Consider the following 15,322-nt stretch of genomic DNA (forward strand, 5'->3'; position numbering starts at 1 on the left):
CAGCTCCTTCTCTTCGATCACCCATGATTTTATGATTGGACCAGTTCCTGCATGTTCAGTTCCACACCAGCCTGGGCATCTTCGATCACCCGGTTGTAGACCGCTTCATAGGTCTGGCCGATGAGCTCCAGTTGCTGCTTCGACAGCACACGGCCGTCCGCATTCAGCGTCAGGACGAGCCTGTTTTGCAGATCGTGGCCCATGTTGGCCAGCAGAACGAAGTCGGTGTGTTCAAACCACTGGACGTCCTGCAAGGTGAGGTCCGAGTAGTGCTTGAACTGCGTGTAGTTAAACACTGTCTCAAACAGCCGCTCTTGTCCGAGGTCATCTTGGATACTGGCGAGCGGATACCGTCTGTACGGGAGGCAGCGTCGTTCCGTATCGAACGTCGCTTGGATGAGATCTGCCCACGTCTGCCCGTTGACCTCTTGGCGGAACGGCACAAAGTTCAAGAACATCCCCAGCACGTTTTCCGCTTCCTCTTCTTCTGGTCTGCCGTTTGCGAACACGCCCGTCAGCACATCTTTTTCACCGCACAACTGGCTGATCACTGCCAGATGCCCGGCCAGCAGCACGTGCTTCACCGGAACACCGAGACGTTTCGCCAAACTGCGAAGGTCTTCTTGTGTCTTGGCAGCAAAACAGATCTTGCTCTCGCTCCATCTCGCACCGTGTTCCCCACGTTCCTGTAGGAGCAATGAATTGTATCGGAAATCGCGCAGCTCCTGCGACCAGAAGGCTCGCAATTCCTCCGAGGACCTGCTCTCCTGCTCAACCTTCACATAATCCCGATATTTCAGCGTCGGAAGTTGTGGTCGTTTTCCTGCGCCGGATGAGATCGCTTCCCGGTACAGCTGCACCAGTTGTTGCAGGAACAGCGACAAGCTCCAGCCGTCGATCACGGCGTGGTGGAAGCTGAGCGTCAATTTGAAATCTTCCGGACCGCAGCGGTGCGCGTAAAACCTGAACAGCCCCGGTGCGGAGAGGTCAAATCCGCTCCCTTTCTCCCCCTCAAACCAATTGCGGAAAGACTCCTCCCGCTCTGCTTCCGACAAGAAACTGATGTCGGCAACTTCGAGTTGCGGCTGAACGGATCGGTAAACCAATTGCATCGGAACGGAGTACCCATCGAACGCAAAGGCCGTGCGGAACGTCTCATGTTCCTGCATCAGCTGCGCCAGGCAATCGCGCAGCACGTCTTCCTGAAGCGGCAATCCGAGATGATACGCAAACACGTCTTGGTAAACAGACTGCGCGAGGTCGATCTGGTTTTTGCTGATCATATACAGTTGCATCGCCGTGGCCGGATACGCATCCACCACATCGGGCGGGAACACCCGCTCCTGCTCAGGCACCAGCTCAAACGGTGTCATCCGGGCGCTTTGCAGATCAGAACCGTGCTTGGATGCGCCCAGTTCGGCCAGTTGCCGGATGGTCGTTTTTTCAAATACGTCCTGCAGGCTCAACTTGATGCCGATCCGTTTGATCTTGGCGACGACACGAATGGCGATGATCGAATCCATCCCGAGCCGCATGAAGTCATCATCAATTGAGATGTCCTCCATGCCCAGCGCCGTTGAGACGATGTCTGCAATCTGCTCTTCGAGTGCGTTTCTTGGTGCGACGCGGGCCTGACGCTCCTGCATCGTCCCGGCAGCCCCGTCTAGTTCAGGGCGTGCTCCCGTACTGCGGCGGGTCGCTTCGGACAGCCCGGAGACTTCCTTGTCGGACATCGCGTCGGCTGCGACTGCGAGGAACAGCTCCAGGTATTGACGCACGCGGCTGTCCTCCACATGGGCGGCATCGTAGTTCACCGTCAAGCCCAGCTGATCGGTGAAGTTGTCGCGATGCGCGTGCACGACGACCGGAAGATTGGTTTGCTCAAAGTAGCGGGCATCCAAGATTTTGACCGTGCTGTCTCCTTGCTCCCCATACACGTGGAAATCGGTGTAGTTGAAGGCGATGTCGAACAGCTCTTTTTGACCGCTTCGCTTGAGGATCTCAGCCAGCGGATAGCGGCGGTATTGCATCGCCTCCTGCTCCAGTTCGAAGACTCGCTGGAAGACCGACGGCCAAGTGTCGGGTGCCAACTCTGTCATCAGCGGGATCGTATTGAGGAACAGTCCGGCTGCATCTTCTGCGCCTTGCAGTTCCGGACGGCCGTTTACGACGAGACCGGTTCCAACATCGCGGGTTCCAGCCATACGGCTCAGGACGTGAAGATGTACGGCGAGCAGCACGCTTTTGAGCGGCAGGTTGAGTTCGCGGGCGACCGTCTGGAACTCCGTCCGCAGCTGTTCCGGGATCACCTGCTCAAGTGATGCAGCGGCCCCGGGTTTCCGCTGAACATGATTTTCTGCTCCGAGAAAGTTCAGTGCCGGTGAAACACCGGAGACTTTTGACAACCAGAATTTTTCATGTGCCGGATCACGCAGCGACTGCTGCTCCAGAACGACATAAGTGCTGTACGGCAGCTGTTCCTGCTCCAGCGCAAGGCTCGCTTCCTGTATTCCGTTCAAAAGGCTCGCGTACGCTTTGCGGAAATCGCTGAGGACCAAAGCCACGCTCCATCCGTCCAGGATCGCATGATGGAAGGACAGGCCGAGATTGAAGACGAGCTCCGAGCGGATGTGGATCTGCACCCGGAAGAGCGGAGCTTGCGCAAAATCAAATCCCCGGCTCTTTTCGCCTTCGATCCAACGGTTGATCGCTTCCTCTTGCTCAGACACATCCAGATGGCGGATGTCAGCCATTTCCACCGTCGGCTCCGCTTTGGAATAGATGAGTTGAAGCGGCTCGCTGAATGTTTCGAGATCAAATGCCGAACGCAATTGCGGACGGTTGGCCACCACGGCCCGGAGCGCCTCGATCACCAACTCCGCCTGCATCGGCGCTTCGATGTCATAAGCAAAGATGTCGTGATAGACGGGCGATTCCTCATGCAGCATCGAGTGATAGATCATCCCCGACTGCAGCGTGGCGAGCGGCCATGCATCTTCGATCTCCGCACCAAGCTGTTTCCGGTCGGCTGCGTCGACGAGTTGGAATGGCGCGATAACTTCTTCCGTCCACTGCCCCGCCGACGTCATCTTTTTCGCAAGTTGACGAATGGTCGGATTCGCAAAGATCTCATGAACCTCCACCCCATAGCCCAGTTCCCGCAACTTTGCAGCCACACGAATGCTCAGAATCGAATCGCCGCCCAGACGGAAGAAGTTCGTTTCAACACCGATCTGCTCTTGGCCCAGCACGTCCTGCCAGATCTGCAGCAGCAAACGTTCCTGCTCGGTGGAAGGCTGGACGACCGCTTCGGTCAGATCGAGCCCGGCGAACGGGTCGGGCAGGCACTTCCGGTCCAATTTTCCGTTCGCTGTCGTCACCAGCTGCGGAACTTGGACGAAGACCCGCGGCACCATAAATTCCGGCAGTTGTTCGGCGACCCAGTCTCTTGCTACTTGGGAATCGAATGCATCGGCGACCACATACGCGCACAGCATCTTGGTGCCTTTTGCTTCATGCACCACGACAGCCGCGTCCCGCACCCCCGGCATGCGGCGCACGACAGCTTCGATCTCGCCAAGTTCAATGCGGAACCCTCGCAGTTTGACTTGGTTATCGATGCGGGTCAGGTATTGGATCTGACCGTCCGGGAGATAGCAGGCGAGGTCACCCGTTTTGTAAAGCCGCGCACCCGGTTCTGCCGAGAACGGGTCGGGAACAAACGCTTTTTCAGTCAGGTCATCCCGATTGTGATAGCCTCTCGCCAACGCGACCCCGCCGATGTACAGCTCCCCCGGAGCTTTGATCGGCTGAATCTGCATGTGCGGGTCCAACACATAGAGCCGCACGTTGTCGATCGGCTTCCCGATCGGCACCACATTGCCGGGATATTCAAGGGTACATGCCCAGTAGGAGACATCGATGGCAGCCTCCGTCGGGCCGTACAGGTTGTGCAGTTCGCAAGTCAAAGTCGCGTAGAACTTCTCGACCGCCGTGTACGGCAAGGCTTCCCCGCTGCAGAATACGAGTCGAAGCGAGCTGCAGAAGTCTGCCAAGTCGTCTTCTTCAAGGAAGACATTCAGCATCGACGGGACGAAGTGCATGACGCTGACCTGCTTTTCTTGAATGACCCCTTTCAGATACTCCGGATCGCGATGCCCGCCCGGTTCTGCCATCACGATGCGCGCGCCAAACATCAGCGGCCAGAAGAACTCCCAGACCGAGACGTCGAAGCTGAACGGCGTCTTTTGCAAAATGTGATCTTGGCCAGTCAGCTGATACGCGCTCTGCATCCAATAGAGCCGGTTAAACAGCGCCTCGTGCCGGTTGACGACCCCTTTCGGACGGCCTGTCGATCCTGAAGTGTAGATCATGTAGCAAGACGAATCCGGCCCCAGATTGCGCTCCACATTGGACTCGTCAAAAGCGGACAACTCCAAACCGGCGAGCACGACAGCCTCCGTATCGAATTCAGCCAGCGCCTCCAAATGCCACTCCTGCGTGAGAATGAGCGGAACACCGGAGTCTTCGATCATATAGCGGATGCGATCGGCAGGATATTCCGAATCGATTGGGACATACGCGAGACCCGCCTTCATAATCGAGACCAAAGCGACGACCATCTCGATCGACCGATCCATATACACGCCAACAAATTCGCCGTTTGTCCCCTGCTTGGTGAGCAGGAAGCGAGCCACCCGATTGGTCAAGCTGTTCAACTCGCTATAAGTCAGCGAGCGATCTTTGAACTCGACGGCAACCGCCTCAGGCGTCTGGGACGCTTGTGCCTCGATCATGTCGATGACGTTGGTTTTCGGGTACTCAACCTGCGTGTCGTTCCACACATCGAGGATCAGACGCTTCTCGTCATCGGGGATGACCGACACACGAGAGACTTGCACATCGAGATCCAGCGCCAACTGATCGAGCAAATGCGAGTAATGGTCCATCATCCGTTCAATCGAGGCGGCATCAAAGAGGTCGGTATTGTATTCCACCTCAAACTCGAAAGACTCCCCGACATCGCTGACATAGAGCAGCAGGTCAAATTTTGCCCCTGTGCGCTGGAACGGCACAGGCTGGCAGACAACTCCGGAGCCGAGTTTTAACTGCGGTTTCTTCCCAAGCGACGTCATCATCGTCTGGAACACCGGGTTGTAGCTCGGGTCGCGCTCGATGTTGAGGCTCTCCAGCACCTTCGGATAAGGCGCATCTTGGTATTGCAGCATCTCGAGCGACCGGTCGGATGCCTGCATGACCAACTCACGGAACGTCATATCCCCATCCAGCATCAGAGCGATCGCTGCTGTGTTGACGAAACAGCCAACCGTGCCGAAATGGTCGTAGTCATCGCGGTTGAGCACGGTCGTGCCGATGGTGATCGCATTTTGGCTGCTGTAGCGGTTAAGCAGAATGGCGTATGCGGACAACATGGCGACAAATTCTGTCGTGCCCGCTGCCTGGAAGGACTTGTCGATCAAGGCCGAGATTTTGCTTTTCGGAAGGTTGACCGTGTACGTCGAACCGCTGAACGTCTGCTGGGCCGGACGAATCCGGTCGACCGGGAGATTCAGCAGGTCGGTTCTGCCTTGCAGTGTGCTTCTCCAATACTCGACCTTCTCAGCGAACGCCCCTTGCTCATAGTCCTGACGCAGACGCGCTGCATAGTCGTGGTACGAAGCCACAGGTTGCAGAGCGGCTGTCTGGCCAGACTCGCACAGAGCCTTGTAGTTTCGGCCGATTTCGTCCAGCATGACCCCCATGCTCCACCCGTCTGTCACGATGTGGTGGACGGTGATGCCGAGGATGTATTCGTCTTCTGTCACCAGTACAACGATCCCGCGAATCAATGGCCCGGCGGCGAGATCGAATGGCTTGCGATATGCTTCGGCGATCAACTTCTCTGCCTGCTCCCGGGCTTGCTCAGCGCTCAGATGACGCAGATCGACGACCTCTGCAAAATCGGGCGCGCTGTCATGCACGATCGCGCTCAATCCATCCACCGTCTCCACGAACGTTGTGCGCAGCGACTCGTGACGCTCGGCCAGGCGATGCAAAGATTGGATCAGCAAATCCGCTTCGAGATGGCCTTTCATCTGGAAGACCAGCGGCTCGTTATAAGCAGGGCCGGTTTCCCGGCACATGCGTTCGAGCAGCCAAAGGGTCTCTTGCGTGTAGGACAACTTCCTGCCTTGTTCATTGACGTTCTGCGAATTCTTCATCATTTGATCCTCCAATCGGCAGTTTGCAAGCATCTATTTCGATCTCTAGCGTCGAGTCCGCGCCTCCAAGGCCGCTGCGATCTCCCCGATCCGCCGCAGTTTGAACATATCTTCCGGTGTCAAAAAGATCCCCTCGCGTTTGCACAGCGCCACGATCTTCAGAGCTGCCAGGGAATCGCCGCCCAGTTCAAAGAAATCATTTTCGATTCCGACTTCAGGAAGCCCCAGAATTTCCGACCAGATGCCGGCGATCAGTTCCTCCGTCGAGTTACCCGGGGCAACGTAGTCCGTCCCTTTTCCTTGAGTTGAGAGGTCCGGCGCCGGAAGCTGACGGCGGTCCACTTTGCCGTTTGGCATCAACGGTAACGCGTCAAGGCAGACGTAGTGGGACGGCACCATGTATTCCGGCAACTGCCCGGTCAAGAACGGGCGCAAGTCTTGGATCTGGAGCTGCTCCCCTTTGCAGACGACGTAAGCGACGAGCAACTGGTCGCCCGGCGTATCTTCGCGCATGACAACTGCCGCTTGCTGCACAGCTGGATGGCGCTGGAGCACCGCTTCGATCTCTCCCAGTTCGATGCGCAGCCCGCGAAGTTTGACTTGATCGTCGATGCGGCCCATGAATTCGAGCACATCGCCCTGCAGCATGCGCACAAGATCACCCGTCTTGTAGAGCCGTTCCCCTTCTGCAAACGGATGAGCGACAAACCGCTCCGCCGTCAGCTCAGGACGATGCAGATACCCGATCGCAAGACCTGCGCCTCCGATATACAATTCACCCTCAACACCCTGCGGTACGGGCTGCAGATGCTCATCCAGCACGTATACGTGCGCATTGGCGATCGGACGGCCGATCGGCACCACATGCCCGGTACCGCCCCGCTCCGCCACCCAAAAGGTAGAGTCGATGCAGCACTCGGTCGGGCCATAGAGATTGATCAGGTCTGCGTGCGGCAAAATTGCGGAGAGCCGCTCCTGCAAGTTGCGCGTCAGTTGTTCACCTCCGGCAAACACGCGCTTCAGTGACGTGCACTCGGCAAAGTCCCCCTGCTCCAACAGCATGCTCAACATCGTTGGCACCACTTGCAACGTCGTCACGCCATGCTCTTGAATCGTCTGCACCAGCGCTGCCGGGTCCAGATGAGCTCCCGGTTTGGCAAACACCAGTTGAGCGCCTGCCAGCAACGGCGCGTAGAATTCCCAGACCGAGGCATCGAAGGAGCAGGCCGTTTTTTGCAGGACACGGTCTGAAGCGTCCAGCGGAAATTCCGTCTGCATCCACTGCATGTGATTGGAAATCGCCCCATGCCCCACGACGATGCCTTTGGGCTGACCTGTCGAACCGGACGTGTAGATGACGTAAGCGGGTTGTTCGCCGGTCACTTGCAAATGGAGATTGTCCCGCGTCTCCGTTACCGAGCTGGTCCCGTCCGTGTCATCGAGCAAGATCATCTGCACCGATTGATCTTTGTAACGCTCCGCTGCATGCTGCTGTGTCAACAGCACTTCCGTTTGGGAATCCTGCAGCATGTACGCGATGCGATCCATCGGGTAGTCGAGATCAAGCGGCAGGTACGCCCCTCCCGCTTTGAGTACGGCGAGCATCCCCACGATCATGTCTAAAGAGCGATCGCAGGCGATCGCGACGATTTTTCCCGCCGCCACGCCAAAGGTTTGCAGATCGTGCGCCAAATGGTTGGCCCGGTTGTTCAGCTCCTCGTAAGACAAGGTCTGTTCGCCATACACGACGGCGATGCGATCCGGAGTCTTGGCGACTTGAGCTTCAAACAAGCGGTGCAAAGCCTGTTGATCTGTAAATTGCACGCTTTCGATCTTTGTTTTTGTCAACATCGTTCGTGCCTCCACTTCCTATTTCGTATCAGGCATCGGTGAAGTCTTATAACACAAAATTCGACGTTTTTAAACTTATTATAAAAATGTAACACTAAAATCCATAAGGATAATACTACCATTCGTTTGGAATAATTACCACTTATTGTTTTAAATGTAAACGTTTTCATTTACAATCTTCATAAAAATTTCATAGTCCTCTGTACAAAAAAAGAGATCCCTTTATAAAAAAGGGATCTCTGCATTCTTGCTGTGGAGTTTATTCTACGATACTCATTTGCATCGCTTGGTAACTATCATTTTATTCCTCGGCGCAATCGGAAGCGCGCCTCAAAAGCATCTCTCGTTCCTTTTCATTTCGCGACAGGGCTGCAGCACGTTCGAACTCTAAATAGGCTTCTTGCTTGCGTCCCAACTTCACGAGAAAGTCCCCTCGAACGCTGGGCAGAAGATGATAATCTTGCATGGATGGTTCTTGCAGTAACGCATCGACAACTTCCAGACCCACTTCCGGGCCAAACGCCATCGAGAGCGCGACAGCACGATTCAGTTCGACGACGGGCGATGGTGCGACTTGTGAAAGAGCCTCATACAGCGCCGCAATCCGAACCCAATCCGTCTCTGAAGCTGTGCGAGCACTGGCGTGACACGCCGCGATTGAGGCTTGAAGCAGATAGGGACCAAACGCCTTGCCGATTCCTTCTGCCCGTTCGATCGCAGTCAGCCCTCGGTGGATAAGCAGATGATCCCATAAAGCCCGGTTCTGGTCCATGAGCAAAATCGGCTCTCCGCTTGGGCCAACCCGCGCCTTAAATCTGGACGATTGGATTTCCATCAATGCCACGAGGCCATGGACCTCCGGCTCGTCGGGCGCAATTTCAGCCAAAATCCGTCCAAGCCGCAGCGCCTCCGCGCAGAGCACAGGCCGAATCCAGTTTCCGCCGGAAGACGCGGCATAGCCCTCGTTGAACATGAGATAGATGACCTCAAGAACAGACGACAACCGTGCCGGCAACTCGTCCTGCGGCGGTAATTCAAAGGGTACTCGCGCAGCCGTGAGCGTGCGCTTCGCTCGAACGATCCGCTGGGCTACGGTCGGTTCTGGGACAAGGTACGCGCCGGCGATTTCTTCGGTCGTCAATCCCCCGAGCAGCCGGAGCGTGAGCGCCACCCGAGCTTCGGGGGAAAGAACAGGATGACAGGTCGTAAAGATGAGCCGAAGGAGGTCGTCGCCGATGTGATCATCGAGCGCTTCGTCCCAATCAGGCTCTTGCTGCCGATCGTTCTCCCTGCCCAGCTCCTCGTACTTGCGGTCGCGAACCTTATTTCTGCGCAAATGATCGAAAGCTCGACGTTTCGCAGTTGTCATCAGCCACGCTCCAGGATTATCAGGGATGCCCGCATCCGACCACCGTTCCAGCGCGATGATCAGCGCATCTTGAGCCAAATCCTCGGCAATCCCGACATCGCGTACGATACGTGCAAGAGCGGCGATGATCTTGGCCGACTCGATTCTCCAAATGCCCTCGATGGTGCGGTGGACGGCCGATTCCTTCACGACCCCAGCTTCTTCTTCACACGTTCAATCATTTCATTTTCCCGGGCGATCGCTTCCGGGTCTTGCGTCAGGTCTGACGCCGAATACACTTGGCGCACTTCGATTTCGCCTTCTCCGAATCCATGCGGGTCTGGCATCCGCATCGCCCACTCGATCGCCTCTTCCCTCGATTTCACTTCGATCAGCGTGAAACCCCCGATCAGCTCTTTCGCTTCCGTGAAGGGCCCGTCTACCACCTTCGGTTTACCACCAGGTTCCGGATACGAGATGCGAATCGCGCTTGAGCTTGGGTGGAGTCCTTGCGCAGCAATCAGTGCGCCTGCCCTCGCCAGTTCCTCATTGAACTTCCGCATCGCGTCAAAATGCTCTTGATTCGGAATGATGCCGGCCTCGGAATCTTTTGATGCTTTGACAATCAACATGAATCTCATCGAAAATCCTCTCCTTGTCTAAAACTTGCCTCTATACTCCCAACGAACGGGAAAAATCGAAATCGACAGGTTAAAAAACTATTTTCTACTCTTTTTCAACGTGTTGCAAAGATCCCCTCCTTTCATCTTGCTCACCATTGCACAGTGATAAAACAAAAAGACCCCTTGATAGACAAGGGGTCTCTCGCATTTCTAGAACGGCAGTTATGTTACGTGGAAGGTGTGTATCAATGGCAGAATCCCAATTCTAATAGGGTTTCCTATCACTACCTAGTATCATCTACAAACGCTGTGTAATTTTCATAGTGAAATTACATGAGTTATCAATGGTTTAGATCACTATCAATTTCGTCCTCGAACTTTTTCCACTTACTAAGAAACAGATCAAACCAATCTTGATTTTGGAATTTTTTGTATTCTTGATTATGTTTTTCGGCTATATCTTCAATTAATTTCAAACACCTTTGTGCCTTGTCTTCATACTCCGCTGAATTTAGCATCACTGTTATTTCACTTTGAGGTATAGCGCCGCCTCTGTTTATCCGAATTTTATGTAAAGTTGCATAGTGTTTGCCACTCTTTCCCAATAGTTTCAGCGGCATTACCTTGCTATTATAGTGTGGGAACTCATTACTTATGGTTGCTACTACTTCATGAAATTCCGAATCGTAGAATTCTATACAAGTGTCTAATAATTGTCGACTATGTTGCACCCCGAAGAGTAATGGTAAGTTGTAACTACTGATAAAATGTAAGATTGCATCTTTTGACTGATTAAGAATTTCTTTTTTACCCCAGTAGCTCTCCATAAACCTCTTCTTTTCTTCGTTTTTGATAGTTGCCTTGACACCCAGGAAGGTAATTAAACCACTGATTACTCCACCAATAATCCCTCCGTAGTAGCTACCAAAAAAACCCATCCACGTTTGAGGATCACTGTTAGCCACCTTCACTGCCCCATACGTAACAATGGGGAGTAATAAAATACCAAACAGTACATATCTAACCAGACGAAGCATTATGACACCTCTCTCAATGCCTAGGATAAAATATACTTCGATATATCTTGATTCCCCATTTTAACAGTGAAACAGCTGATTTAGTCGTGTCCATCGATCTCAGCTCAGCCATTTTCCCAACGTGAAATCCTGCTTTTCTCCTTTGCCGCTTTTATCGAACTTTCAATGGCTGGATCGGTTTCACGGGATTTCGTTGGGAGTTCGGGAATCACCTAGAGGGGTACCTGAGTCGATGCAACCACTTCTGTCCTCACCTTTTTCTGCTCTGCGAGCAGCGTAATAATTGAGTTTGCAAATATGCTTAATGACGGAGTGTATCTTATGTTATTTTTTGCACGAAGTATTCCATTTAACTCATATCCTAGTTCCAGCTAGCGGAAGACTTGTGAGTGCAATCACCACTTCCGTTATTTATAATAACATAAATTAGACGATCTTGAGGTATGAGTGTTACGTGGGAGGTATGCAACTCCACTCTTAGGGAGCTTTTCATACATTTCATCTGCCTTTTACCCTGACTTATCATTACTTCAGCTATACGGTTTATGAGATAGAACAAACTAGATGCTGTTTCAACATCATTCTTCAGATACAGTTGTCCTGGGTGAACCGATTCGTTTCCGATCACTAGTACAGCATCGAGAATTTTCAAAGGAGAGTTTGCTGTTTGAAAAATGTCGCCTACCTAAAATCCAATCTTTGAATGCAACTACTAAGTGGGTATAATAAAAAGAAGCAGGGTTGCACCCCTGCTTCCTGATTACCAATAGGGTTGCACCCCTATAAGTAAATTAGTCTTTTTTACAAGGCCTTCGTCTTCCAGCGAAGGTCTTTCTTTCTCTTCCTTTTGATTACTCCACCCCTTTTTCTACCGTTATTTATAACCGCAGCCACTCCAATAATGCTTCCGCTTACGAAGCCACTCACAACTCCTTGTGAATGGTCTAATAAAAACCCTGCCACTGTTACTAAAAAATCTAGCATGCTTTTTCTCCTCCCAAGAACTACTTATTACTTATCCCACCTTTGAAACTCTTCAGTTAAAGTTTAGCTAATAAACCACCTCCTCAACTCCGGCCTTTCAGCTCTTCTTTAATCGGCACCGTCCGTTTCCGCTTGTTCATTTTGCGTTTTACTATCCTCCTCCGGTGCCAACACTTCATCTACATTCCCATAAACTACATGTTCGAAAAGATCGTCATCATCTTTTGAAAACTTGGATAACTGTTCTGTTACTACTTTAAGAGCTTTGTTATTGGTGATTTCTGTTAGCCTCTTATTGTGATTTAGACCTAGACCTACCAATGGTCTTTGTTCGTAGAGTAGCGGACTTTCAAATCTCACCATCTTATCAATCATTAGCTTACTAATTCCAAATCCCTGTGATCTTCTCAATTTATAGTAATGTCCAGTTAAGATACCGTCTGTTCTTTTCGTTATAAAGAGAATTAGTTGGCTATTACTTGTGCTTACAGGTTTTCTATTGGAATAGTCCCACTGAAAGAGATGAAATGCACCTATAAGCTCCCCATAAATATCCTGATACTGACTAATTCTTGCTAGATGGAAATCAAAAATTCGCTGCCAGTCCTCTAAATCAAATTTCTTAGGTGTTTGTAGTTCAATAAGGGTAGTGCTATAGGGTAACAGGTATGTATTATTTACCCTCCTACCGGTTTTCCCTCTAGCTATGAGCTGCCTATCAACTAGTACCTTGATCCAAGAATCAACAGATCGAGGACTAGTTTTAAGCAATTCAGCAATTTTGTTCACACTATAATAACTCCCCCACCTTCGTTTGCTGCTGCAAAAGATAGGAATAAATACAGGCGCAACGGCCCACCTGCTAAATCAGCAAGGTGTTTATCCCTAAAATCGTTATAGATTATCGTAAACCCATCTCTGTTGGTTCGACGCCACGAATCATAATAACTTTTAAGTACATGATCTTCATCTGGAGCGATATTGGATTCACGATTTGGTATATGAAACAAGCGCAAATCATCCATGACAAAACCCCCTCTTTTATGGTGTGCACTCATCGTAACACGAAGCAAATTGCGTTGCAAATTGCAAAATGGAACGTATTAAGCGTAATCTATTTGCATAAGACTTCGTGCCTATAACTAATCTAGCTTCGTACAAACTATACCTATAACAATACGGACGAACGATACGGAATAACAAAACGTAGCGATAAGGAGACGAAGAGATGCGGCACGAAATTAGTCGCGTTACAGACGCAAAAATTATGAAAAAAATTTTTGTCATATCTTTTCTAATCGGATTGCCTTTTTAATTTCACAACTTTCTCCTCGTTATGCCCCGCAATGAAGTCCTCCAAGTCAGCGATTCGCTGCTTGTACATCTGTTGTTCTAATTTCAACTCAGACATCTTCCCTACTAGTATCCTGTTTTTCTCTTTCTCCGTTTTTATTCGCTCCCTCAACGACTGGATCGTTCTCATTGAGTTCGTTGGGAGTTCATCTAAAGCTTCCTCTGTAGTCACTGCCACTTCCGCTTTTACTTTTTTCTGCTCAGATAGGAGAGCAATCTTAGTTTGCAACCAGTTTAGCAAAGGTGCGTTGTTATAGATCGTTTTGCGTTCGATCCCAGCTTTTTCAGCAACCGCTGCGATACTAAGTCGCGGAGCTCGTTTCCCTTTTTGTTGTTTATGCTGTGCCATACTGCGCTTGATCGATTTCACTGCCTCAACGACCTTTTTATACGTGGCATTCGACTCCACTAGTTCTTCGAACGAAGTTTCTACGCCCTCATTTTGCTTCATAGTTGTTAACCTCCCCTTGATACCCGCTCCCCTCCGTCAAGGCCGCTAGAATGCCGTGTAGATAGACTTTCTGGGTTCGGAGCTTGTCTGCATAAGGTCCATCACCAAATAGCGCTAATTCGGCGTCTACACGGTCGAGACGAGCTTCATGGACTGGAATGAACTCTGGCGTAGTCAAGTAGTTTGCACAGCCCATACAGACCCCATCACCGGCGCAAGGTTCATTTCGCATCGGATGGTGTGTACACATTCCGTGCGAAAGAACTTGTATACGCATCGCTTTTCGAAGAGAATCAACCTGGGTGGCCGTCTTCCCTTTGAACGGATTGTTGTTCGCCAATCTCTCCTTGATCTGAAGGGCCTGCTTCCCCGCGATCGTTGCTTTTTCAGAGAAAATTTCTCCGAACCGCCGGGTTACATCTTCTTGGATTTGAATAGCGTAATGCTCAGTCATACGAATGGAGGCATGTCCCAGCATTTCTTTCACCGTTTCGATCCTGACCCCTTGCTTAATCGCGTAGGTGGCGAAGAAATGTCGGAAGAAATGGGCGGTGAGGTGCAACGGATTTCCGTCTACATTCCTGAGATCCCATTTACGAATGAAAGGCTTCAACTCATCCCTTGTCCAGTTCGACATCTCGGGGATGGTGATACCGTTCGATGTGTCTCGGAGAAAAAGATATTTTAGACGTAAGCGTCTAATACTCCCCACCTCCACACGAAACATAGAGCATGAGATAATCCTCCTCAGACGGAAATGAGGAGGAATTTTTTATGACTCGAAGCGAGCTTCGAGCTGTATGGGAATCTCGAATCTCTGACTGCCGCGCCAGCGGTCAAAGTGTAGCGGCGTGGTGTACAGCTCATCAGATCAATTCTCGCCAGTACTACTATTGGCTGCGCAAGCTCTCCAACACTGAGATGCCTTCACCTCGCTGGTTGGAGGTCTGCGCAGACCAACAGCCAAGTAACGAAACCGACTCCTGCTTGCAGGTCAAAATTGGCTCTGCCGTGATCGAAGTCAAGCCAGGTTTCAATCGAGACCTGTTGGCGGATGTCGTCCTTGCCTTGCAAACGATATGTTAAACGAAACCGACATAACTCGTGTCTACATAGCCAGCGGCCACACGGACCTTCGCAAGTCGATAGACGGTTTGGCCGCCTTGGTTCAGGAGAGTTTCGAACTGGATCCATTCTCCCAATGCCTGTTTGTCTTTTGCAATCGGCAACGAGACAAACTTAAAATCCTGCACTGGGAGCATAACGGCTTTTGGCTCTACTATCGCCGCTTAGAGCGAGGAACCTTCCAATGGCCGCAAAAGAAATCTGGTCCAACGATGCAGATCAGTCGAAGAGAGTTGCGGTGGCTTCTGGATGGCTTGTCGCTTCAGCAACGAAAGGCACACCCGAAACTCACCGCACAGACGGTGATTTAGTATGAAAAAATTCTTGTT

At 51.6% G+C, this 15,322-nt stretch carries 12 protein-coding genes; 2 read left to right on the forward strand and 10 right to left on the reverse strand.

The features are described from left to right. Positions 1–29: 29 nt before the first annotated feature. The 10 genes from CBW65_RS06945 to CBW65_RS06985 form a co-directional block, all read right to left on the reverse strand. Entirely contained in the window at positions 30–6,221 is a 6,192-nt protein-coding gene (locus CBW65_RS06945; RefSeq protein ID WP_198299776.1) for a non-ribosomal peptide synthetase, read from the reverse strand. A gap of 45 nt (positions 6,222–6,266) precedes the next feature. After that, complete coding sequence (locus CBW65_RS06950; RefSeq protein ID WP_087456250.1) at positions 6,267–8,072, reverse strand: non-ribosomal peptide synthetase; 1,806 nt, start codon at positions 8,070–8,072, stop codon at positions 6,267–6,269. A gap of 301 nt (positions 8,073–8,373) precedes the next feature. Further along, positions 8,374–9,630 (reverse strand): RNA polymerase sigma factor, encoded by a 1,257-nt coding sequence (locus CBW65_RS06955; protein ID WP_087456251.1) that lies wholly within the window; start codon positions 9,628–9,630, stop codon positions 8,374–8,376. Then, positions 9,627–10,061: a YciI family protein gene (locus CBW65_RS06960; RefSeq protein WP_087456252.1), complete on the reverse strand. Its 435-nt coding sequence runs from the start codon at positions 10,059–10,061 to the stop codon at positions 9,627–9,629. Before CBW65_RS06960 ends, CBW65_RS06955 begins: the two co-directional genes overlap by 4 nt. Positions 10,062–10,384: 323 nt before the next feature. Continuing rightward, positions 10,385–11,080: a hypothetical protein gene (locus tag CBW65_RS06965; RefSeq protein ID WP_087456253.1), complete on the reverse strand. Its 696-nt coding sequence runs from the start codon at positions 11,078–11,080 to the stop codon at positions 10,385–10,387. A gap of 801 nt (positions 11,081–11,881) precedes the next feature. Continuing rightward, positions 11,882–12,064: a hypothetical protein gene (locus tag CBW65_RS06970; RefSeq protein WP_087456254.1), complete on the reverse strand. Its 183-nt coding sequence runs from the start codon at positions 12,062–12,064 to the stop codon at positions 11,882–11,884. 108 nt (positions 12,065–12,172) lie between these two features. Continuing rightward, the gene (locus CBW65_RS06975; protein WP_087456255.1) at positions 12,173–12,853 is read right to left on the reverse strand and encodes a hypothetical protein; all 681 of its coding nucleotides are present in this window, start codon (positions 12,851–12,853) and stop codon (positions 12,173–12,175) included. Further along, complete coding sequence (locus tag CBW65_RS24125) at positions 12,850–13,089, reverse strand: hypothetical protein (protein ID WP_157721821.1); 240 nt, start codon at positions 13,087–13,089, stop codon at positions 12,850–12,852. The genes CBW65_RS06975 and CBW65_RS24125 overlap by 4 nt, the downstream gene beginning before the upstream one ends. 269 nt (positions 13,090–13,358) lie before the next feature. After that, a complete protein-coding gene (locus tag CBW65_RS06980; RefSeq protein WP_087456256.1) occupies positions 13,359–13,868 on the reverse strand; it encodes a hypothetical protein in 510 nt (169 codons plus the stop codon). Then, positions 13,855–14,595: a site-specific integrase gene (locus CBW65_RS06985; RefSeq protein ID WP_087456257.1), complete on the reverse strand. Its 741-nt coding sequence runs from the start codon at positions 14,593–14,595 to the stop codon at positions 13,855–13,857. Before CBW65_RS06985 ends, CBW65_RS06980 begins: the two co-directional genes overlap by 14 nt. A gap of 47 nt (positions 14,596–14,642) precedes the next feature. Between CBW65_RS06985 and tnpA the strand changes: the two genes are divergently transcribed. Further along, positions 14,643–14,954 (forward strand): IS66 family insertion sequence element accessory protein TnpA, encoded by a 312-nt coding sequence (tnpA, locus tag CBW65_RS06990; protein WP_087456258.1) that lies wholly within the window; start codon positions 14,643–14,645, stop codon positions 14,952–14,954. Further along, the gene (gene tnpB / locus CBW65_RS25330) at positions 14,948–15,304 is read left to right on the forward strand and encodes an IS66 family insertion sequence element accessory protein TnpB (protein WP_087456259.1); all 357 of its coding nucleotides are present in this window, start codon (positions 14,948–14,950) and stop codon (positions 15,302–15,304) included. The genes tnpA and tnpB overlap by 7 nt, the downstream gene beginning before the upstream one ends. The last annotated feature ends 18 nt before the right edge of the window (positions 15,305–15,322 follow it).

This window comes from Tumebacillus avium, assembly GCF_002162355.1.
GTDB classification, from domain to species: domain Bacteria; phylum Bacillota; class Bacilli; order Tumebacillales; family Tumebacillaceae; genus Tumebacillus_A; species Tumebacillus_A avium.